Source organism: Streptomyces sp. 11x1 (assembly GCF_032598905.1).
Lineage (GTDB): Bacteria > Actinomycetota > Actinomycetes > Streptomycetales > Streptomycetaceae > Streptomyces.
On the sequence record NZ_CP122458.1, the window covers coordinates 182,744 to 204,983 of the forward strand.

The 22,240-nt window shown below is 70.9% G+C and carries 18 protein-coding genes and 1 pseudogene; 11 read left to right on the forward strand and 8 right to left on the reverse strand.

The annotated features are described in order from the left end of the window. Window positions 1–9: 9 nt before the first annotated feature. From P8T65_RS00895 to P8T65_RS00905, 3 genes are all read right to left on the reverse strand, one after another. Window positions 10–858 carry an IclR family transcriptional regulator gene (locus tag P8T65_RS00895; protein ID WP_316723500.1) on the reverse strand — a complete coding sequence of 283 codons (849 nt, stop codon included), beginning with the start codon at window positions 856–858 and terminating at the stop codon, window positions 10–12. A gap of 62 nt (window positions 859–920) precedes the next feature. Further along, window positions 921–1,529, reverse strand: a complete 609-nt coding sequence (locus P8T65_RS00900) for a nuclear transport factor 2 family protein (protein WP_316723501.1) — start codon at window positions 1,527–1,529, stop codon at window positions 921–923. 110 nt (window positions 1,530–1,639) lie between these two features. Next, a complete protein-coding gene (locus tag P8T65_RS00905) occupies window positions 1,640–3,130 on the reverse strand; it encodes an aldehyde dehydrogenase family protein (RefSeq protein WP_316723502.1) in 1,491 nt (496 codons plus the stop codon). Window positions 3,131–3,341: 211 nt separating this feature from the next. Here P8T65_RS00905 and P8T65_RS00910 point away from each other — a divergent pair, with 211 nt between their 5' ends. The 9 genes from P8T65_RS00910 (at window position 3,342) to P8T65_RS47105 (ending at window position 15,486) form a co-directional block, all read left to right on the forward strand. Then, a complete protein-coding gene (locus P8T65_RS00910) occupies window positions 3,342–4,802 on the forward strand; it encodes a benzaldehyde dehydrogenase (protein ID WP_316723503.1) in 1,461 nt (486 codons plus the stop codon). Window positions 4,803–5,042: 240 nt separating this feature from the next. Continuing rightward, entirely contained in the window at window positions 5,043–6,524 is a 1,482-nt protein-coding gene (locus P8T65_RS00915; RefSeq protein WP_316723504.1) for an amidase family protein, read from the forward strand. Between the two features lie 84 nt (window positions 6,525–6,608). Next, entirely contained in the window at window positions 6,609–8,279 is a 1,671-nt protein-coding gene (locus tag P8T65_RS00920; protein WP_316723505.1) for an amidohydrolase, read from the forward strand. Between the two features lie 158 nt (window positions 8,280–8,437). Further along, window positions 8,438–9,436 (forward strand): ABC transporter permease, encoded by a 999-nt coding sequence (locus P8T65_RS00925; RefSeq protein WP_316723506.1) that lies wholly within the window; start codon window positions 8,438–8,440, stop codon window positions 9,434–9,436. Then, entirely contained in the window at window positions 9,433–10,290 is an 858-nt protein-coding gene (locus P8T65_RS00930) for an ABC transporter permease (protein WP_316723507.1), read from the forward strand. Before P8T65_RS00925 ends, P8T65_RS00930 begins: the two co-directional genes overlap by 4 nt. Beyond that, complete coding sequence (locus P8T65_RS00935) at window positions 10,287–11,141, forward strand: ABC transporter ATP-binding protein (protein ID WP_316723508.1); 855 nt, start codon at window positions 10,287–10,289, stop codon at window positions 11,139–11,141. Before P8T65_RS00930 ends, P8T65_RS00935 begins: the two co-directional genes overlap by 4 nt. After that, window positions 11,138–12,046: an ATP-binding cassette domain-containing protein gene (locus tag P8T65_RS00940; protein ID WP_316723509.1), complete on the forward strand. Its 909-nt coding sequence runs from the start codon at window positions 11,138–11,140 to the stop codon at window positions 12,044–12,046. The genes P8T65_RS00935 and P8T65_RS00940 overlap by 4 nt, the downstream gene beginning before the upstream one ends. Window positions 12,047–12,418: 372 nt before the next feature. After that, window positions 12,419–14,014 carry an ABC transporter substrate-binding protein gene (locus tag P8T65_RS00945; protein ID WP_316723510.1) on the forward strand — a complete coding sequence of 532 codons (1,596 nt, stop codon included), beginning with the start codon at window positions 12,419–12,421 and terminating at the stop codon, window positions 14,012–14,014. A 686-nt stretch (window positions 14,015–14,700) separates the two neighbouring features. Then, window positions 14,701–15,486, forward strand: coding sequence for a hypothetical protein (locus P8T65_RS47105; RefSeq protein WP_399098083.1), 786 nt, complete (start codon window positions 14,701–14,703; stop codon window positions 15,484–15,486). A 432-nt stretch (window positions 15,487–15,918) separates the two neighbouring features. Here P8T65_RS47105 and P8T65_RS00955 read toward each other — a convergent pair whose 3' ends face one another. Continuing rightward, window positions 15,919–16,470: a hypothetical protein gene (locus tag P8T65_RS00955; RefSeq protein WP_316723511.1), complete on the reverse strand. Its 552-nt coding sequence runs from the start codon at window positions 16,468–16,470 to the stop codon at window positions 15,919–15,921. A 59-nt stretch (window positions 16,471–16,529) separates the two neighbouring features. After that, a complete protein-coding gene (locus P8T65_RS00960; RefSeq protein ID WP_399098086.1) occupies window positions 16,530–16,667 on the reverse strand; it encodes a hypothetical protein in 138 nt (45 codons plus the stop codon). A 320-nt stretch (window positions 16,668–16,987) separates the two neighbouring features. On the opposite strand from P8T65_RS00960, the gene P8T65_RS00965 reads away from it, so the two are divergent. After that, window positions 16,988–18,148, forward strand: a complete 1,161-nt coding sequence (locus P8T65_RS00965; RefSeq protein ID WP_316723512.1) for a PQQ-binding-like beta-propeller repeat protein — start codon at window positions 16,988–16,990, stop codon at window positions 18,146–18,148. A gap of 169 nt (window positions 18,149–18,317) precedes the next feature. After that, window positions 18,318–18,754, forward strand: a pseudogene (locus tag P8T65_RS00970) (transposase); the annotation flags it as partial. A 4-nt stretch (window positions 18,755–18,758) separates the two neighbouring features. On the opposite strand, the gene P8T65_RS00975 reads toward P8T65_RS00970, so the two are convergent. From P8T65_RS00975 to P8T65_RS00985, 3 genes are all read right to left on the reverse strand, one after another. Continuing rightward, the gene (locus tag P8T65_RS00975; protein ID WP_316723513.1) at window positions 18,759–19,763 is read right to left on the reverse strand and encodes a CoA ester lyase; all 1,005 of its coding nucleotides are present in this window, start codon (window positions 19,761–19,763) and stop codon (window positions 18,759–18,761) included. Further along, window positions 19,753–20,970, reverse strand: coding sequence for a CoA transferase (locus tag P8T65_RS00980; RefSeq protein WP_316723514.1), 1,218 nt, complete (start codon window positions 20,968–20,970; stop codon window positions 19,753–19,755). Before P8T65_RS00980 ends, P8T65_RS00975 begins: the two co-directional genes overlap by 11 nt. Before the next feature lie 180 nt (window positions 20,971–21,150). Next, window positions 21,151–22,077: a LysR family transcriptional regulator gene (locus P8T65_RS00985; RefSeq protein WP_316723515.1), complete on the reverse strand. Its 927-nt coding sequence runs from the start codon at window positions 22,075–22,077 to the stop codon at window positions 21,151–21,153. Window positions 22,078–22,240 lie beyond the last annotated feature (163 nt).

The window sequence follows — 22,240 nt, forward strand, 5'->3', positions numbered from 1 at the left end:
AGCCCGAGCTCACTCCGGTGGGCCGGGCGGGTCCTCCGGCAGATGTCCGCCGCCCCGCTGGGCGATTTCGAGAGAGATCTTCTGGACGGCTGCCTGCAGGGCATCCACGACGTGGTCCTCCTGCCTGCCCGGGAACCGCGTGTCGGACCAGGCCACCGACAGCGCCATCGGCCCCGTGCCCGGCGGCAGCCGGAGCGCGACGCCGAGGGCCGTGACGTTCTCGTGGGCCTCCCGGCTGCGGGCGTATCCCCGCGACCGGATGTCCGCGAGTTCGGCCTGGAGCTGGGGCAGTGTCCGCACCCGCGCGTAGCGGGTGACGGGCAGACCGTCCGGGAAGAGCGACTCGGTCTGGGCCCGGCTCAGCCTGGCGAGCATGGCCTTGCCGCCGGCGAGGGTGTGCGCGGGTAGCAGCCAGCCGACCCGTGAGGAGGCGATCCGGGTCTCGTCTCGCCACTCGGCCCCCGTGAGGAAGCGCGCGCCGTTGCCTTCCAGGGCCAGCAGATGAGCCGTGCCCTGGAGCTCGTCCCTGAGGCGCTGCAGGTGGGGCAGCGCCACGGACTCCACGTCGGGCGCCCGGTCGGCGGCAGCGGTCAGCGACACCAGGGCGGGCCCTCGCACGTAGACCCGCCGCTCGCCCTGCTCCACGAAACGGTGGTGGAGCAGCATCTGCAGCAGCCGGTGGGCGGTCGAGGGGGCCACGCACAGGAGGCCGGCCGCCTCGGACACGGTCAGCTGGGGGCGCTCGATGAACGCGCTGAGCAACGTGAGCGCGCGCCCCACGGACGCTATGTGGTAGGCGGGGGCTTCACCGCCGTCCGGCCCCGGCATCCCCGCGGCGTTCGCGTACTGCGCGGTCATGGTCACCTCCGGGCCGCTCGCGCCCAAGGCTACGTCGCCCGCCGGTCCCGGCGCCCGGCGTCTCACGCCTTGTCGCGCCGGATGAGGCCGGCGCCGCTGCGGTGCGGGTCCGTCCCGCTCGCGGCGATGCGCTCCCGCATCTCGTCGTGCTCCGGGTCCGCGTCCGGCAGCACGACACGGAACCACATGTCCTTGAACTTCCACCGGCCGTCCACCCGCTCGTAGTGGCACTTGTATCTGCCTTCGAGCCAGGGGCCCCACACACGCATCAGACCGCCCGTGGTGCGGAACTCGCAGACGTGACGGTGCCAGGTCCACTCCCCGTACGCCCGGTCCGCGCCCGCGGACAGCTCGACGACCGGCGACGACAGGACGTAGCCGTCGGCGCTCTTCACCAGGTTGTGCAGTTCGTCGAAGACCTCCTCGACCAGTTGCTTCTTCCCCTCGGTGCGCCCGTGCCACCGGATGTCCGTGACCGCGTCCTCGGTGAAGAAGTCGGCCATGCCCTCCCAGTCCCGGTCCGCGAGCTTGCGGATGTAGCGCCGGTGCAGGCTCTTGATCTCCTCGATGTCCTCCAGCCGCTGGAGCCGGCTCTCCAGGAGGGCGTTCCGGCGGGCCAGGCCTTCCAGGGTGAGGCTGTCGGGCTGCCGGTGCGGGTCGGTGTGGGGCATGTGTCTCTCCTGCTCTGTGCTCGGTGGTCTCTCCGATGCGGGGCGACGGTGCTGGTGATCAGGATCACCCACGGGTGACGGCCGGGCCGCGTCGGCCCGGTACCGCGCGCCTACTGGATCGGGGGTCCGGGAAAGGAGGACGTGTCGGGCCGGTGGCTCAGTGCCTGCAGCTCACTGCACTCGTCGATCGCCCACATCCCGTGGTTGCGGCCCAGGCCGCTGCGCTTCATGCCGCCGAAGGGCATCGTCATGTCCGAACTGCCGACCCGGTGGGAGTTGACGAACACGGAGCCCGCGGCGACACCACGGCCCACAGCCAGGGCGTGCTCGGCGTCCTCGCTCCACACGGAGGCCGCGAGGCCGTACTCGGTGTCGTTGGCCATCCGGACCGCGTCCTCGACGTCGTCGAACGGGACGACCGGCACGGTCGGGCCGAACTGTTCGCGGGAGACGAGGGCCGAGTCGTGGGGGATGCCGGTGACGACGCTCGGGAGCATGAAGTGGCCGTCGTCCCAGCCGGTGCCCTCCACTCGGCGCCCGAGTACGTCGATCCGGGCGCCCGCCTCGCGGGTGGACTCCAGGAGAGCCGTCACCGACTCGAACTGCCGCCTGTTGTTGAGCGGCCCGATCGTGCTGGCCGGGTCGAGACCGTCGCCGACGGCGATCTCGTCGACGGCCGCCCGGAACTTGTCGACGAACTCGTCGTACACGCCGCGCTGGACGTACAGCCGCTTGATGTTGAAGCAGACCTGGCCCGTGCAGGTGTACACCGAGCGGCGGATCTCCCGCATCAGCCGGTCGTCGAGGACGGCGGTGTCGAGGACGATCGCGGGGTCGTTGCCGCCGAGTTCCAGACTCACGCTCGTGATGTTGTCGGCGGCGCCGCGCAGCACGGCCCGTCCGCTCTCGGTGCCGCCGGTGAACAGGACCTTGCGGACGCCGGGGTGGGAGACCAGTGCGGCTCCGGCCTCGCCGCCCAGGCCGGGCACGACGTTCACGACGCCGTCCGGGAGGGTCGAGGCGAGCAGGGCCAGGGTCTCGGTCAGCGCGAGCGGGGCGAACTCGGACGGCTTGACGATCACCGGGTTGCCCGCCGCCAGCGCCGGGGCCAGCACCATCATGCACAGGTAGACGGGGTAGTTCCAGGGCACGATGACCACCGTCGGGCCCATGGGCAGGCGCCGGACGACGGTGGTGCCCCGCTCGTCGCGGACGACGGTCTCCTCGTCCACGGCCGGTGCGAGGTCGGCGTAGTAGCGCAGCAGCCTGGGTGCGCCGCCGACGTCGAGCCGCGACTCCCACAGCACCTTGCCCTGCTCGCGGGTGAGCAGCTCGGCCCGCGACTCCGTGTCCTGCTCCAGCGCGTCGGCGGCGGCGTGCAGGAGCCGTCCTCGCTCCGCGCCGCTCAGGCTGCCCCAGACGGCCGCGGCGGCCACGGCGTTGCCGACCACCTCGTCCACCACGCGTGGGCCGGCCAGCGCGTACGTCCCGACGATCTCGCCGGTCCGCGCCGGGTTCACGACCGGGGCGGTCTCGGCCCGGTACCTCCTGCCCGCGCTGACGACCTGCGCCGTCCGTCTCTCGTCTGCCGCACTGGGCACCGCTGCCTCCTGAGCGCTCGGGTGTCGGGGACCGGCGTCAGTCAACGGCGGCGGGGCCGTGTCCGGTGCCGGGCGGGGCACCGTTTTCTGCCGGGCAGAACTTCCCGGGCGCTCCCGCCTGAACCGTCCGGTCGGCGGCGCAGGATGCCCTCCGTGCGACTCGCCCGGTGCACCCGCTCCCTCGGGGCGGAATCCTCTGCAAGGAGCAGGCATGGCAGCACTACTCGACGACGGCCGGTGGTCCACCCGCATCCGGCTCGACACCTGGGCCGAGGGCCGGGGCGGCAAGGCGGCCGTCACCGAGCCCGCCACGGGACGGAGTCTGGGCACCGTGGGTCTCGCCGCACCCGAGGACGTGCACCGCGCCGCCGGCATCGCGGCGGCGGCACAGCGGGACTGGTCGGCGACGCCGCCCGAGGAACGGGCCGCGCTCCTGCGCCGGGCCGGGGACCTGTGGACCAGCCACGCCGCCGAGGTGGCCGAGTGGCTGGTCCGCGAAGCCGGCTCGGTACCCGTCAAGGCCGGCCTCGAAGTGCACACGGCGGCGCAGGAGTGCTACGAGGCGGCGGCGCTGCCCACGCATCCCGCCGGGGAGGTGCTGGCGTCCGCGTCGGGCCGGTGGAACCTCTCCCGTCGTCGGCCGGCGGGCGTCGTGTCCGTGATCTCCCCCTTCAACTTCCCCCTGATCCTCTCGATCCGCTCGGTCGCACCCGCCCTGGCGCTGGGCAACGCGGTCCTGCTCAAGCCGGACCCGCGCACCGCCGTCTGCGGCGGTGTGGTCCTCGCGCGGATCTTCGAGGAGGCGGGCCTCCCGGCGGGCGTGCTGCAGGTCCTGCCGGGCGGCGCGGACGTCGGTGAGGCGGCGGTGACCGCCGCGCCGGTACGCGTGGTGTCCTTCACCGGATCCACCGCGGCCGGACGGCGCGTGGGCGCGCTGGGCGCCCAGCACCTCAAGAGGACCCATCTCGAACTGGGCGGGAACAACGCGCTCATCGTGCTCCCTGGCGCGGACGTGGAACGTGCCGCCTCGGCGGGGGCGTTCGGCTCGTTCCTGCACCAGGGACAGATCTGCATGAGCACGGGCCGGCACCTCGTCCATGAGTCGTTGTACGAGCAGTACCTCGCGCTGCTGGCCGACAAGGCGTCGCACCTGCCGGTGGGGGACCCCCATACGGCCGAGGTGGCCCTCGGCCCCCTCATCGACTCCGCGCAGCGGGACCGCGTGCACGAGCTGGTGCAGGACAGCGTCTGCGCCGGCGCGGAACTCCTCACCGGCGGCCAGTACGAGGACCTCTTCTACCGTCCGACCGTGCTGGCCGACGTTCAGGACGGGAACCGGGCGTGGGCGGAGGAGATCTTCGGCCCGGTGGCGCCGGTACGTTCGTTCTCCGACGTCGACGAGGCGGTCGCCGCCGCCGCCGCGACCGAGTACGGACTGTCGCTGGGGATCCTCGGCGAGGTCGGCGCGGCGATGCGGGTGGCGGACGCGGTGCCCAGCGGGATCGTCCACATCAACGAGCAGACGGTCGCGGACGAGGCTCATGTGCCCTTCGGGGGCGTCGCGGCCTCGGGGACCGGTGGGCGGTTCGGCGGGGCGGCCGCCAACATCGAGGCGTTCACGGAGACGCAGTGGCTCACCGCGCGGGCCGACATCGCTCCCTATCCGTTCTGAGACGTACATCCGTTCTGCGATGTGCATCCGTTCTGCGATGTGCATCCGTTCTGCGATGTGCATCCGTTCTGCTACGTACGCCTCCGAGGCGGGCGCCCGCGGGCGCAGGTCTCCGGAACACCACCGCAGAGACATATACCACTGACATATCCGGACGCAATGTCCGCTTGTGCGGCATACCGTTCCGAGCATTCCGGCACGGGGACGTCCCCGAAGTTCATCCAGGCAGGCGACAGACCCATGGACACGCAACCGATCGAGTCCGCGACCGCGACACAGACCCTTGCGGGCCTGCGTCGCGGTGAGTTCTCCAGCGTCGAGCTGGTCCGGGCGTACCTGGACCGGATCGCGGCCCATCCCTGGGTCAACGCGATCGTGACCCTCGACGCGGACCGCACCCTCGCGGAAGCCCGCCGGGCCGACGAGACCCGCCGCGCGGGCGGCCCGGTGGGCCCCCTGCACGGCCTGCCGATCACCGTCAAACACGACCAGAAGGTCCGTGGTGTCCTGTCGACGTACGGATCCGAGCGTCTGCGGGACCACGTGCCCGAGGACGACTCCGAGGCGGTCGCCCGGTTGCGGGCTGCGGGGGCCCTCGTCCTGGGCCGCTCGAACCTGCCCGAGTTCGCCTCCGACGGGCAGGCCTACAACGCCCTGCACGGCACCACCCGCAACCCCTGGAACCATGAGCGCACCACCGGCGGCTCCTCGGGCGGCTCGGCCGCGGCGGTGGCGGCCGGGATGACCGCGCTCGACCTCGGCAGCGACATGGGCGGCTCCATCCGCATCCCGGCCGCCTGGTGCGGCGTGCACGGCCTGAAGCCCACCTGGGGCGTCGTGCCGATGCGGGGCGCGGTTCCGCATCCGGACGAAGCCGAAGGAACGGACCTGACCGCGCCGGACGTCGCCGTGTGCGGTCCACTGGCCCGGGGCGCCGATGATCTGGACCTCGCCCTGACCGCGCTCACCACACCCCGGGGTGATCGCGGCGGGCTCCGGCCGGACCTGCCGAGGGCGCCGTTCACCACGCACCGGGAGCTGCGCGTGCTCGCCTGGTTCGACGACCCCGTGACCGGGGTCGACCCGGCGACTCTCGACGTACTGCACACGGCCTGCCGCTCCCTGGCGGACGACGGCGCCCGCGTCACCTACGGCGTGCTGCCGCCCGGTGGCCTCGACCGGCTCGGGGAGCTGTTCGAACTGCTCTTCATGGCGGACGTCGGCGGCGGCACGGGCGACGCGGGCTTCGAGGAGCTGCGCGGCGCCATGGGGCGGCTGCGCACCGAGTCACCCATGGCCGAGCTGCACCACCGCGCCCTGCGCCTCACCCACCGGGAGTGGCTGTCCCTGCACCGGCAGCGCCTGATCCTGCGCCGGCGGTGGCGGGAGCTGTTCGAGGACTACGACGTGGTCGTCACCCCGACGGTCATGACGACCGCTCTCCCCCACGACCACAGCGAGCCGGTCTGGGCCAGGCGCTTCGAACTGAACGGCGAGCGCCATCCGTGGCGGCCCGCGCTGACGCGCTGGTGCGGCGCGGTGGGAGTGCTCGGTCTGCCGGCCGTCTCGACGCCCGTCGGGCTCGACCGTCACGGGCTGCCGGTCGGCATGCAGGTCGTCGCCGCTCCGTACCGCGACCGCAGCGCCATCGCCGCGGCTCGCCTGATCTCCGACAGCGTCGGCGGGTTCAGCGCGCCGCCGCTCGGCGGGACCTCCGGGTGACCGCGCGCCCCGGCGCCCGCCCGTCCGCCCCGTTCCCCCCGTTCCCCCCTCCGCCCCTCCGCCCCTCCGCCCGAGGAGAAGCCCTTGAACATCGCCTTCGTCAACGGCCGCCGGTACGTCACCGGAGTCGGCACCCGGCCCGGCGGGGTGGCCGTGCGGGAGGGGCGCATCATCGCCGTCGGGCCCGACAGCGGCGTCCTTGAGGCGGCGGGCCCGGCCGCCGAGATCGTCGATGCCGCCGGCGGTCTGATCAGTCCGGCCTTCGGTGACGCGCACACGCACCCGACCATGGGGGGACTGCAGCTCGGGCAGTGCCACCTGGACCACTGCACGTCCGCCGAGGAGTGCCTGGACGTCATCGCCGCCTACGCCGCGGACCACCCGGACGAACCCTGGATCCTCGGCGGTGGGTGGTCCATGGCTCATTTCCCGAGAGGCACCCCCCACCGGGGCCTTCTCGACCGCGTCGTTCCCGACCGGCCCGTGTTCCTGCGCAACCGTGACCACCACGGCGCCTGGGCCAACTCCCGCGCGCTCGCACTCGCCGGCGTCGACGCGACCACGGCCGACCCTGCGGACGGCCGCATCGAACGGGACCCCGACGGCGGCCCCGCGGGAACGCTGCACGAGGGCGCGGTACAGCTGGTTGCCAGGGTGGCACCGGCGCCCACCCGCCGCGCTCTGGTCGAAGGGCTGCTGCGTGGCCAGGAGCACTGTCTGGCCCAGGGGATCACCCAGTGGCAGGACGCACTGCTGCGTGTGCTGGGCTCCGGGCTCGACGCGATGGACGTCTACCTGGACGTGCTGGCCGACGGCGCGCTGAAGGCGCGGGTCAACGGCGCCCTGTGGTGGGACCGCGACCGCGGCACCGGCCAGATCACCGACCTCGTCGCCCGCCGGGAACGCGCGCGGGGCCATGACAGCCCGGGCAACGGCGTCCGGGGCCATGACGACCTCTTCCGGGCCGACGCGGTCAAGATCATGCTCGACGGGGTCACGGAGAGCTTCACAGCCTCGCTGAGCCGGCCGTACCGGGACCGCTGTGGGCATGACACCGGTAACCGCGGACTCAGCTTCATCGACCGCGACGTGCTGCGGGAGGTCGTCGCGACGGTGGACGCACACGGCTTCCAGGCGCACTTCCACGCCATCGGGGACCAGGCGGTGACGGACGCGCTGGACGCGGTCGCCCACGCCCGGCGGGTCAACGGCGACTCGGGCCTGCGCCACCACGTGGCCCATCTTCAGATCGTGCGGCCCGAGGACGTGCCGCGGTTCGCCCGGCTCGGGGCGGTCGCCAACATCCAGCCTCTCTGGGCGCGTCACGATTCCCAGATGAGGGAGCTGACCATCCCGTTCCTGGACCCCTCCCTGGCGGACCGGCAGTACCCGTTCCTGGACCTGCACCGCGCCGGCGCCGTGCTGGCGGGCGGCAGCGACTGGCCGGTCACCAGCGCCAGTCCGCTGGAAGGCATGCACGTCGCCGTCAACCGCACGGCCGAGCACGCCCCGCCCGATGCCGAGCCGTTCCTCCCACACCAGCGCCTCCCGCTGGTCGTGGCGTGGGACGCCTACACCCACGGGGTCGCCCACCTCAACGGCCGCGAACGGCAGACGGGACGGCTCGAACCCGGCCACCTGGCCGATCTGGTGCTCCTCGACCGTGACCCCTTCCTGGGCTCACGGCACGAGATCGCGGAGACGGCGGTCGTCGGCACCTGGCTCGGCGGCCGACAGGTGTACGGGCACCCCTGACGCCGACGCCCCGCCGCCGCGGGGCGCCGCGTCTCTCCGTCTCGTCATTCCGCGTCGTCATTCCGCGTCGCAGAATCAGCGGCCTTCCCGCCGGAAGGGGTGGCCGAAAAACACCTATCGTGCAGCAACCGTTCCCAGGTCAACCAAGAGGAGGAGCTTTGGCCATCGCCGAACACAGCCTGCCCCGCTCCGCCGGCCGACAGTGGACCGGAGTGCTCGTGGCGGCGGCGGGACGTCTCACCCAGATGGCACTCACGCTCCTCGTGGCGAGCTTCCTGATCTTCACCGCACTGCAACTCGCGCCGGGCGACCCGGTCGAGATCATGCTGGGTGCCAAGGCCGGCGACCCGGAGGCCGTCCAGCGCCTGAACGCACAGTTCCACTTCGACCGGCCACTGCTCGTCCAGTACGGGCACTGGCTCACCGGTCTTCTCCACGGCGACCTCGGCACCTCCTTCACCCTCCGGGAGAACGTCTCGTCGCTGATCGCCGCGCGAATCCCCACCACCGCCCTGCTGGTGGCCTACGGAGGTGTCCTGGTCCTGGTGTTCGGCTTCGTGGTGGGGCTCGTCGCGGCCCGCGCGGGCCGGGCAGCCGACACCGGGATCTCCGTCCTGCTCTCCGTGGCCCTGGCGACCCCGACCTATGTGATCGCGATCGTCCTGATCACGGTCTTCTCCCTCTACCTCAACTGGTTTCCCGTCTTCGGCAGCGGAGACGGCCTGCTCGGACGCCTGCACCACCTGACCCTGCCCGCCGTGACGCTCGCGCTGTCGAGCAGCGCCGCGATCGCCCGGGTGACACGGGCCGCCGTCAAGGAGGAGGAACGGCGGGACCACGTGACCACCGCCGTCGCGCGCGGACTCGACCCGGGCACCGTTGTGCGCCGGCACGTCGTCCGCAACGCGCTGCTGCCGATCACGACCATCGCGGGCATCGTCGCCGCCGGTCTCATCGCCGGCACGGTGATCGTCGAGAACGCCTTCGGTCTCGACGGAGTGGGATCCCTCCTGGTGCAGGCCATCACACGGAAGGACTATGCCGTCGTGCAGAGCACGAGCATCCTGGTCATCGCGGCGTTCCTCCTGGTGAACGCCCTCGTCGACGTCCTGTACGGTCTCATCGACCCGCGCACGCGTACGGGTGGCACCCGGTGAGCGCCCTCGTGCCGGCCCGGCTCCGGCTCCGGCGTGGCTCCGGGGGCGCGACGACGGTGGCGATCCGGTGTTTCGGCGCGTTCGCCGTGCTGCTGGTGCTGCTCGCCGTGTGCGCCCCGCTGATCGCCCCGCAGGATCCGAACAGCGGAGACGTCCTGTCCGTACTGCAGGCTCCGTCGTCGGAGCACTGGCTCGGCACCGACGCATCCGGCCGTGACCTGTTCTCACGCCTGGTGTCCGGCTCACGGACCGCGCTGCTCGGCCCGCTCGTGGTGGTCCTGGTCGCCACGTCAGTGGGCACGGCCCTCGGTGTCCTCGCCGCCTGGCAGCGCGGCTGGGTCGACTCCCTGGTCGGCCGACTCTTCGACCTGGTGTTCTCCTTCCCGTCGATGCTGCTGGCACTGCTGTTCGTCACGGTCATGTCCCCGGGTCTGTTCTCGGCCGCTCTCGCGGTCTCCATCTCCTTCGTCCCAGCCATCGGACGGCTGGTCCGCGCCAGCGCGCTGCGCGAGGTGAACGAGCCGTACGTGCAGGCTCTGTACACCCAGGGATTCGGACCGGTCAGGCTGTGCGTCCGGCACGTCCTGCCCAATCTGTGGCCGGTGATCGTCGCCCAGGTGACCATGTCCTTCGGCTACGCGATGGTCGAGCTGGCAGGCATCTCGTTCCTCGGTCTCGGTGTGCAGGACCCGACCGCCGACTGGGGCAAGATGATCAACACGGGACAGAGCAGCATCGTCCGTGGCTTCCCCCAGGAATCCCTGTACGCGGGGATCGCCCTGGTCCTGGCCGTCGTGTGCTTCATCGGCCTCGGTGACCTCCTGTCCGGGCGCCGGGAAGGGGGCCGACGATGACACCCCTGCTCGAAGTGGACGGCCTTCGCCTCGCCCTCGGCGGCCCCGGCCGTTTGGAACAGGAGCTTCTGCACGGCGTCTCGTTCACCGTGGGTGCCGGGGAAACGGTCGGGATCGTCGGTGAGTCGGGCTCCGGCAAGACGCTGACGATCCGGGCGGTCGCCGCACTGCACCCGCCGAGCGCGAGGATCGACGGCGACATCCGGTTCGACGGACGGTCCGTCCCCGCGATGTCCCCTCGGGAGCTGACGCGACTGCGCCGTGACCACGTCGCCATGGTGTTCCAGGACCCGCACGCGGCGATCAACCCGGTCCACCGCATCGGCGACCTGCTCACCGAGACCTACCGGAGGGACGGCCGCGGGCAACGCCGGGACGCGACCGCCCGCGCCCAGGAGCTGCTCCACCAGGTACGCATCAAGGATCCTGCGCGGGTCCTCGGCTGTTTCCCGCACGAACTCTCCGGCGGCATGCTGCAGCGGGTGATGATCGCCGCCGCCCTCATGCGCGATCCGCGCCTGCTGCTCGCGGACGAGCCCACAACCGCACTCGACGTCACCACGCAGGCCGAGGTCGTCGCCCTGATCGCCGAACTGCGGCGCGAACGCGGCACGTCGCTGGTCTTCATCACGCACGACATCGAACTCGTCGGGGCCCTCTGCGATCGAATCCTGGTGATGTACAGAGGCCGGATCGTGGAGGAGCTGACGTCGGCACAACTGCACGACGGCAAGATCTCACACCCGTACACCGAGGCGTTGCTCGCCTGCCGCCCGGACATCACGCGGCGCCGGCACCGGCTGCCGGCGGTCCCGGCCGACGCGTTCGAGGAAGGCTGGGCCGCCCAGTGATCAGCCAGGAGTCACAGCAGTCACCTGAAGCACAAGGACGTGCGGGGTCGGCCGCCGACCCGGGGGACGCGACCGCTCCCGTCGTACGGGTTCGGGATCTTCACAAGACCTTCCAGCCCCGTGGGCTGCTGAAGAGCGGAGGCCCGGTCGTGGCGGTGGACGGCGTCTCCCTCGCCCTGCCGGCCGGTTCGACGCTCGCCGTCGTCGGTGAGTCCGGCTCCGGCAAGACCACCCTGGCCAGAATGATCATGGGGATCGAGACACCGACGAGCGGGTCCGTCGAGTTCTTCGGCAAGGCGCAGCCCCGGCGGCTGCGGACCCGCGACCGGCGGGCCCACGCCCGGGTGATCCAGATGGTCTTCCAGAACCCCTACCGCTCCCTCGATCCCCGGCAGAGTGTGGGCGCCGCCGTCGACGAGGTCCTGCGCCTCCACTTCGACCTCGGCCGCCCGGACACCAGAGCCCGCACGGCCGAGCTGTTCGACCTGGTACGGCTGAGCCCCACCCTGCTCGACGCCCTGCCCCGCGAACTGTCGGGCGGCCAGCGGCAGCGCGTGTGCATCGCCCGAGCCCTCGCCACGAACCCCCGCGCGATCGTCCTGGACGAGGCCGTCGCCGCGCTCGACGTGCTCGTCCAGGCGCAGGTCCTCAACCTGCTGGCAGACGTCCAGGAGGAGACGGACGTCAGCTATCTGTTCGTGACCCACGATCTGGCGGTCGTGCGGCAGGTCGCCGACGACGTGCTGGTCATGCGATCCGGCCGCGTGGTGGAGCAGGGGCGTGCCGAGGAGGTCCTGGACCACCCGGAACACCCCTACACCCGCCTCCTGCGCGACTCCGTTCCCCGGCCGGGCTGGAAACCCGCCCGCCGCCCCACTGACGACAGCCCCGCGATGCCGGTCTGACGCCACCAGGCCCGACCGTCGACCCGCCCGCCGCCGACGCCCCGGCGTCCTCGCACGCTCCGCTGTCGTGTCCCGTACGGTTCCGGCGATGCCCGTCGCCGCGCCGGGCATCGCCTTCGCGGACGCCGAACGACCCTCTTCCTCCGGACGTATCTTCCACACCGCAGAATCGCCCCGCTCGTCGCCCGTGACCATGAACGCGGGGTGGCTGAATATGACGCCTCGGCGACCACATCCTGGCCGGCGAACCCGCCCCCCATCGCCGGTCCGACCTCCTCGAAGGGATCTTCCATGTCGCTGTCGTTCCCTCCCTCTCTCCGCGCCCGCCCACGCACACCGTCACGGCGGTGGCGGACCGTTCAGGTCACGGCTGTGACGGCCTGCCTCGCCCTCGCCACCGCCTGCGGTGGCGGGGCCGCTCCCGCCGGGAAGAAAGCGCCCGCCGTCAAGGACTGGGCCACCACCACCCCCCAGGCCACCGGCAACCTCGACAGCGTGAACTGGAACCTCATCCTCGAACCCACCACGCTGGACCCCCAGCAGGCGGACAACTACGGGGTCAACGACGTCCTCGCCAACATGTGCGAGAGCCTGCAGACGCTGAACCCCGACTTCTCGATCAGTGACGGCCTCGCGTCACTGAAGGTCGAGAACGGCGGAAAGCGGCTCGTGTACTCGATCGACGCCAAGGCCCGCTTCTGGGACGGGCAACCGGTCACGGGCGCCGACGCCGCCTTCAGCCTGAACCGTGCCTGGCACCCGTCAGCGCAGCAGGCACCCCGCTACGACCATTACTTCAAGGCCGTCACCGCCGTCAGGGCGACCGGGCCGCGCGAGGTCACCGTCGATCTGAAGCACCCCGATCTCCTCTTCCAGAAGATGATGGCGACGTTCGCCGGCTCCGTGGTCCAGGCCCGGTACTCCAAGGCCCATCCCGACTACGGGAAGCCGACGGTTCCGCCGATGTGCTCCGGGCCGTACACGTTCAGGTCCTGGAAGACGGGCTCCACACTGACGCTGGAGCGCAACGAGAAGTACTGGCGCGGCGTCACGGCCAAGACCCGTCAGGTGAAGTTCAGCTTCCTGCAGGGCGACAGCTCACAGACCCGGGCGCTCACCGGCGGCGCCATCCAGGGCATGTACCAGCCCCCGACCTCCGCCCTCAGCACGCTCGGCAGCCACGGCAAGGTGTACTACGGCAGGTCCTTGCTCTCGTTCTACCTGGTCCCCACGGCGAAGACCGGCCCGCTGCAGGACCCGCGCATCCGCAAGGCCCTGTTCCTGGCACTGAACCGGACCGCGGTCGCCCGTACCGCCTTCGGCGGCGGCGCGGTCGCCTCCCGCAGCCTGCTCCCCGCCGACGTGTACGGGCCGGTCGAAGCGACCAGGAGCGAGGGCACCGGAGGCAGCCCCGACGAGATCACCCAGGCCAGGAAGCTCGTCAAGGAAGCGGGGTCCCCCAAGGAGAAGATTGTCCTGGCCGGAGCTCCCGCCATCAGCGACACCCTCACCCAGACCCTGCAGGCCCTCGCCGAGGCAGGGCAGAAGATCGGCCTCGACACCACCTACAAGCCCGTGGCCCTCGGGCAGTTCTACGACCTGTTCTCCGGTCCGAAGGGCTGGAAGAGCACCGGTGCCGATGCCTTCGGCTCGCAGTGGAGCCTCCCCGTCGCCGACCCGCAGGCGCTGTACTCGGTGTGGGGCAGTCCGGAGGACTCGTCGAACTACTCGCAGTTCACGGACAGCGCGGCGAGCGAGCTGATCCAGCGGGCTGCCGCGGAAGGGAACACCGGCAAGCGCGAGGCACTGCTCGGCCAGGCCGACGAGCGGCTGTTCGACCGGCTGCCCTGGATACCCGTGGTGGACGTGGCCAACGTCCTGTACCTGAGCGACAGTGTGACGGGGCCGCCGGCCTCCTTCGTGAACTGGTACTCCCCCTGGGCGCAGCAACTCGGGTCGACCAAGTGACGCAGGTGTGACGCACTGCCCGGAACCCACGAAGTGACCGTCCGCACGGTGTGGGGCCGGTGAGGGAACGGGGGAAACGGTCTTGGGTGACAAAGCGCCTGACGCCTTGTCACCCAAGACCGCTTCCGGTGCCGCCGTCCGATCCGCCGGTCTGCCGGTCTGCCGGTCTGCCGGGCCGGTGGTCTGCCGGGCCGGTGGTCTGCCGGTCTGCCGGTCTGCCGGGCCGGTGGTCGCTCAACGTGGTGAGCAAGCGGTAAGTTCCGCCGAAGTCGCCTTTCCCCGGTTCTCAGCCCCTTGGGCCCCTGCACGGCCGCGCTGGGCCCGGAACGTGCTTCGGGGCCCCCGGTGGGCACGGCCATTCGGCGGCAACAGACCGTGGATCACAACAGGGTGGCTTCACAGCTTCGTCCAAGGTGTACAAGAACCGCCCGGCCGTTCGGCGTTGGTGCCTGGGCGTCGGCATGCCCGCCCGCGGCCGAGCCTGGTGCCAGGACATCCGGTGTCAGCGTCCCCGGCCCCAGCGACCTGCTCGCCACAGTCTCAGCACCAACCGGCATCCCTCGCCGCAACCCGACGGAGCACATCCACAGCATGGGTCGCACGCCTCTGACCAGCGCAAACTCCGCAACCGCTATAGCGGTCTGCATGAGAATGACTTGGCACTTCGTCACTCATGTCAGCAACAGTTGAGCGCCATCCGTCAGCGTGGCCAGGCCGTGCTGCGGGCCACGACCCCGGCCATCAACCTCCTGCTGTGCGGACTGGAGCACGACCTGAAGGACGTTCAGGCGGCGAAGGACCTGATGCTGCGACGCCAGGTGAGCGCCCGCCGGTGGGGGCGTGCTGAGGAGAGCGCGGCGGAGAGTCTGAAGCTGTCCCTCATGTACTGCGAACGGGTGCGGGCGGTGCTGGAGGAGACCGAGCGCGATGTGCGGGCGGTGGACTGGGGGCAGGACGTCCCCGAGCTGCTTGCGACGTCCCGCGCGCACCTTCGTGAACGTCACCGGGTGGAACGGGACCTGATGGAGTGGATGCGTGAGGTCCGCAACGACGTGGACGATGCAGAGGTACGGCGCACCTGCGAGCGGATCCTGCGGCTGCCGGAGCGGGCCCATCTGCGGCACACCCAGCTCCTGGAGAAGGTCATCGACGCCCGTCCGGCGTTCCTGCGTTCCCAGGCTGAGCAGCGCTTCAGACCTCCCCCGCGCCTTGCGCTGGTGGGGATGCAGGAGGACGTGCTGGAACCGCTGCTGTGTCTGGGCGCCGACGACGCCGAGGCGGTCGCGAGCGTCTTCGCGGACGCGGCCGGCGGACCGGTCGTCGCGCACGTCCCGCGGCTGCGGGACTGGTGGGCCGCCGCCCAGCGCAACCTCTTCAACCGCATGATCGGCCAGCTCTACCACTGCCTACAACACCGCCAGCTGTTCGACGAACACACCGCGTTCCCCACCGAACTCGCCGCCGCAGCTTGACGCGTTGGCATCGTGAGGTGTCTGCCTTCATGCCCGCGGCCAGCGGCGATCACCCGATCGAGACTCCCGTTCGACGAACACTCCTCAAGCTCGGAACGACAACAGCCACTCAGCCCAGACGGCCGCACCCTGGCCATTAGCGGCACATCTGCCTCCACGATGCTGTGGAATGTCGACTCCCCGATGCGACACAGGCGATTCGCGAGATCTGCCGGACCATCGACACCACACTCATGCCTGAGGAAAGGTCCCGCTACCTACCGGCCCAGCACCCGGACACCGGCTGCCACTCAAGTGCGCCGTGAGGACTAGGAGCCAACCGAGCACGGACTCGGCTACACCCGAACTGACCGCCCGGACATCCCGTGCTCATGCCGCCACGTTCCTGTGTGTGTATGCGGGTGAATGTGTGCCTCTGTGCATGCACTGCTGTCATGCCTGACAACGACGCAGTCCTACGGGCTCGTTGGCGAACCTGGCCGACGCCGAGCGACCGCGACTGGGCACTTCGTCAGTCTCAAGGGTGAGCGCTTCGACCGGCCTGCCCTCCTGGTCCTTGGCGATCACGACCGCCGTCTTCGTCCGACCGTCGACACGGTGCGAGTACAGGACGCGGTCGGTCTCCTCGCGTTCCACGCGGAACCGCGAGGCAACGCCTCCCGGCTCGAACATACGGAAGTAGAGCCTCAGCCCGTCTTCGGTGTCTTGCCGCCGTCGCCCCTCCCCCCAACCGTCGGGCGCACCGCCCCGGGAGATCTCCCCGTTGCACTCCAGCGCCCGGCCGGCAGCGCCCGAGGCGAGCAGCATGGCCTCCGGGGTGTCCTCCTTCACCTTCTCGGTCTCGATGTGGAGCGGACCGCTGTAGGGCGTCGTCGCCGGCCCGTAGTCGATGATCACGTCCTCGTCGTCCTCGGCGCCGCACCCCACGACAGCCACCAGTGCGGCTGCCACCGCGACGAACCCCCTGCGCATGTCCGCCCCCATTCCCGACCGTTCCTTGCGCCACTTCGACGCCGCGGCTGCCCGAAACGTTCTGCGCACCGTCAGCGAGCCGTCCGGAACGCCCTACGGTACGTCCGCGCCGCGACCTCGATCGCCGCGTGCAGAAGCCGGCGCAGCGGGGCGCCGGTGGCGAAGCCGACGCGGCCTGCTGTCTGGTCAGGGCCAACCGTCGGTTTCATGCCCTCACCGGACACGCAGGAGATCATCCTGCCGGACGAGGCCGACGACACATACACATCAGCATTGAGTAGCTCTACTCATGCCGGCATCGGGGTGCGTGGATAGCCTCGCCATACAACGGCGCCAGCGGTCCGAGCACAGGGGCTGGTCAGTGCCATCATGACGCACTCGACTCGGAGTATCAGCCGTGAGCGACCTGAGACCCACGCCGCCTGCGATCTTCTCGCAAGCGGGCAACCGCGGGTTCGGTGATCCGAATGAGCCCGTCTGCGCTTCTGGTGCCGGACCGCAGCGCAAACGCAGAGGTGGGCGAGCGAGAGTGGTAGTTCTGCTGGTGGTCGGGCTGCTGGCCGCTCTCGCGCCTCTCGTGTACACGCAGGCGCGCCATGTCCTGGGCTTGTACGATCCCACCGCGTCGTCCGACGGCGTGACGCTGCGGACTTTGCCGTTGAGGGGCTCGGTGGCGTACTCGCCCGACGGACGCAGCCTGGCCGCCTGGAGCGACAACGGCACGGTAGAACTGTGGGATGTCGACAAGGGCACACGTCTACACGTCATGCCCCTCGCCGTCAACACCGATGCGCGGTACTCCAACCGCGAGGTGGTTTTCGCACCGGACGGCGACACCGTGGCCACGGAGCTGAACGACGGCCAGACGATCCAGATCTGGGATACGCAGACCGGTGTCACGCGCACCGTGATCAAGGTCCCGGTCACCCATCCCGACGGGTTGATGCCGCTGCGCGTCAGCAAGCTGGTGTATTCACCCGACAGTCGAGCCGTCGCGGCCACCGGTGACCACCTGCAGCTCTGGGACGTGGCCACCGGCACGCTCCGCCACCGGATCGACGTGCCAGCCAGGGATGCGGCATTCTCGCCGGACAGCGGGACCATCGCCGCCGTGGCCGAACGGCAGGGCGGCATCTGGGACGTCACCACCGGTGCCCGGGTACACCCGCTCGACCCGGCCGGAGGGCATTTCAGCTGGACGGTCGGATTCGCGCCGGACGGACGAACCGTGGTCGCCGATGGTGACAGGGTTCGGGCCTGGGATGTGGCGACAGGTGCTGTGCGGTGGTCCTCAGGCTTGTACGAGGGAGACAAGCCGGTCTACGCCCCAGACGGGAGCTTGCTGGCGGCGCGCAACGGCGACGACGTCTGGCTGCTCGATCCGGAGAGCGGCAGAAGGCTCCGTACGCTACGTGGCCTGCACGGTCTCTTGACAGCGGTCGGCAATAACGAGCAGGTGGATCAGGTTGCCTGGGCCCCCGACAGTCACACCCTGGTGGTCAGGCACAGCTCCGAGAACGAGTCCTGGGCCAATACTCCGCAGGTCTGGGATGTCAGGACCGGTACGGCACTCCAGATCCTCAAAGGGCACCAAGCCCCGGTTCACGATGTCGCGTACTCCCCGGATGGCCGCAGCATCACCACCGTCAGCGGTGACGGGACAGCGCGGATCTGGCGCGCGGCCCCTTGACTGATCCGCGCTCCGAAACAGGTCATCGCCGACCGCCTCGATGTCACCGGCGCCAGCGGGGACTCGACGGGAGTGCAGATCGTTCGGTGTAACTCCCGATCATGGAAGAAGTGGATCTGTCGGCGAAGGCCGTGGACGACCAGCTGATCGACGAGCCGGGCAGGCCGAGGGCCTGCAGCTGACAGGTGAGGGCGGGCTGCTGCAGCAGCCGGCCAAGCGGCTGCTGGAGTCCGCCCTCGAGGGCGAGATCACCGACCACCTCGGCTATGGCAAGCACGGTCCGGCGGGCAAGAACGGCGATCAACTCCCGCAACGGCAAACGCTGAAGGACCGTGCTGACCGACGTGGGACCAGTGCAGGGGGCTGCCCCGCGACCGGGACGGCTCCTTCGAACCGAAGATCGTCAAGAAGCGGCAGAAGCGCCTGACCGGTGTCGACGAGATGGTCATCTCGCTGGCCGCCGGGGGCCTGACCACCGGTGAGGTCCAGGCCCATCTCGCGGAGGTCCACGGGGCCGAGGTCTCCCGGCAGACTGTCTCCATGATCACGGACAAGGTTCTGGACGGCATGGCCGAGTGGCAGAACCGGCCGCTCGACGTCGTCTATCCGGTCACTGTCCGCCGCCCTGCCCCCCACTCAGAGCACCCCGGCCACCACAAGACCGAACCTGCGCCCCGTGTCGTTCCAGAACAAGGCGAGCCGTACGGGCCATGGCCTCGTCGACCATCTCGCCCTGGAACGTCACGGCGCCGGTTCCTTCTCTCTGTGCCGCCTCGACGGCCGCGATCAGCTCTGCGCAGCGGGCGAGTTCGGCGGAGCCGGGAGAGAACACCTCGTTGATCACGGGGACATGGGAGGGATGGATCGCCATCATGCCCTCGTAGCCGAGGGAGCGGTTCTGTTCGGCGAAGGCGCGTAGTCCCGGCAGGTCGCCGATGCGCGTCCACAGTCCGCTGACCGGGCACGGCACTCCGGCTGCCCTGGCGTCCAGCAGAACCCGGGAGCGCAGTGCAGCTGTTTCGGTTCCCTCAGGGCTCCAGCGGTAGCCGACGGCACGTTCCGCATCGCCGCCGGGGGCGGTGAGAGCGCCCAGGTAGGCGATGCGCGTGGCGGCTCGGGCGATGTCGTAGGCCTCGCGCAGGCCGCGCGCCGTCTCCAGCAGGGGCACCAGGGCGAGCCGTCCCGGTGGCAGGCCCTGTTCCTGTTCGCACCAGCCCAGCAGCCGGTCGGCAAGCCTCACGTCCTGGGCGCAGCGGACCTTGGGCAGCACGATGCCGGCGAGCCCGGGCGTGACGACCGCGCGCAGTTCCTCGGCCCCCGCCCAGCCGTCCAGCGGGTTGACACGGACGAACAGCGCCATCCGTCCCGCCTGTCCGGCCGACGTGGCGGCGGCCCGTGCGACGGCGTCGGCCACCTGCGCGCGGGCGGCGTGCTTGTCCGCGGCGGGCACCGCGTCCTCCAGGTCGAGGATGGCCGCGTCGGCGCCCGCCGCCCGGGCCTTGGGCAGCCAGTGGGTTCTGGTGCCGGGGACGAAGAGCAGGGAGCGCAGCGGGGGCCGGCCGGCCGCTCCCGCGTCCACCTCGGCAGGGCTCGTGGAGGACTCCTCAGATGACATGGCTCTTCTCCAGGTCGGCCAGCTCGTCCGCGCCGAGTCCGAGCCACTGCCCGTAGACCAGGTGGTTGTCCTGCCCGAGGGCGGGCCCCGTCCGCCAGACCCGCCCGGGGCGCTGCCGGAAGTGCGGGATCACCGCCTGCATACGCACCGGACCGAGATCGGGGTCGTCGACGGTGACGATGTCTTCGCGTTCGGCGTACACGGGGTCGGCGGCGATGTCCGCGGCGTCGAACACCCGCGAGGCCACGACTTCGGCACGGGCGAACTCCTCCAGACACTCGCCGGTGACGCGCTGCGCCACCCAGTTCCGCAGGTTCTCGTCCAACTGTTCGCGTCGGTCGTACTGTTGCTGAGCCGTGGTGAACTCCTCCTCGGGCAGTCCCAGCAGGCGGGCGATGTTGCGGACCGATCTCAGCGTCGCGGAGGTCACCGTGATCCACTCGCCGTCGCGGGAGCGGTAGGTGTTGATCACAGCCCCCGGGGCGACCGCCAGCTGGTTGCCGGAGCGTTCGGGTACGCGTCCCAACTGGTCGTGGACGATGACCTGCCACTCGACCAGACGGAACAGGGACTCGAAGAGGGCGAGGTCGATCCACTCGCCGTCGAAGGCGGGGTCGTGGTCGCGGCGGTGGAGGGCGGCGAGGACGGCGTAGGCGCCCATCAGGCCGGTCACGGCGTCGCCGTGCGAGAAGCCGGTGTGCACGGGCGGGCCGTCGGGAAAGCCGGTCAGGTGCACGACTCCGCTGCGCGCCTCGCCCACCTTGCCGAAGCCGGGGGCGTCCGCCTGTGAGGAGGTGGCGCCGAAGCCGGAGATCTGCAGCAGCACGGCCCGGGGATTGATGCGGTGCACGGAGTCCCAGTCGAGTCCCCAGCTGCGCAGGCGTCCGGCGCGCAGGGTGACGATGACGACGTCCGCCCAGGCGACGAGCCGGTGGGCGAGGAGCCGGCCGGCCTCGTGGTGCAGATCGAGGGTGACCGAGCGTTTGTTGCGGCCGGCGACCTTGAACCACAGGGGGACACCGTCGCGTTGGGGCCCCATGGCGCGGGCCGCGTCTCCGGCGCCGGGGGGCTCGACGTGTACGACGTCGGCCCCTTGGTCGGCGAGCATCGAGCCCGCCAGCGGACCGGCCACCACATGGGCGAACTCGACCACTTTCAGGCCGTGCAACTGCCCGCTTCCGGTGGTGTTGCGCTCGTCGTCCGACACCGCTTCAGCTCCCTTGCCCTGCCGCTGCGCGTGGGTCTTCGACAGCGTCGTCCGCGTGGGTGCGGCACGGCCGTCGCCGTTGTCTTCAGACTGCCGGAGCGCAGAAATGCCTGTCGAGCAACAGAAGGCCATGAATCAATGCGGAAAGCGCATGAATCGAGGGGTGGGCGGTCAGTGGTATCACGCCCACGAAACCCCGGGCGGGAGCGGACGCCCCTGGAGGCGGAACTCTTCGAGCGTCTGAAGGAACCGCTGCGTCACGGCCGGGAGCGTTCGCCGAGCGCGCAGCGCGATGTCCAGGCGCCGGTCCACCACGGGGTCCACCAGAGGACGGCAGACGACGGACCCGGCCCCCATCAGCGGGAGCACCAGGGCGGGCATCGCCGACACTCCGAGACCGGCGGTCACCAGTCCCCCCACGGTCGCGATACCGCCCGCCTCGGCCGCCGGTTGCGCACGCGCGTCGATCTGGGCGAACGCCGCGTCCGTGAGCCGCCGCACGCTCGAGTCGCGCCCGACGGCCAGGAACGGCTGACGAGCCAGGTCCTCCCAGGCGATCTCCTGGCGGTCGGCGAGCGGGTGGCCTTCCGGCAGCACCGCGACGAAGCGGTCCCTGACCAGGGGGCGGTGCTCCAACTGCTCCGGCGGGCTGGCGACGGTGGTGATCGCGAAGTCGGCGTCACCGGACAGGACCCGCTCGAGTACCGGCCGCTCCAGGCCGTCGAGGAGGCGTACCGCCACCTGGGGCCGCCGCTCGCGGAAGTCGGAGATCACCTGCGGCAGGAGCACCGCCGCGACGGAGGCAAGGGTGGCCACGGCGACCGTTCCCGACTCGCCGAGCAGGTAGCGCCTGAGCTCCTGCATGCCCGCCCGGTGAGCGGTGACGATCTGCTCGGCCACACGCAGGGCCTCGACACCCGCCGCGGTCAACTGCACGTTACGGGTGTCCCGTTCCAGGAGTCGGACGCCGAGCTGCCGCTCCAGGTCCGCGACCGCGCGGCTGAGCGAGGACTGGGACACGTGCATCTGCGCGGCGGCCGCGGTGAAGCTCGCGGCCCGGGCGACGGCCGTGTACGCCGCCAGTTGACGCAAGGTGGTGGCCTCCATGGCCGACGAGCATAGGCGCCCCGGCTCGGATTGATGCGCTCAACGCATGGACAGATCTCGGTTTGATGCTGGACACCGATCCGCCGCTGCTCCGAAACTCTCGCGTAACGCCTCGGCCTGCTCCCTCCGCCCAGCTCCAGCCCGCCGCCGCCGAGGGCCGTCC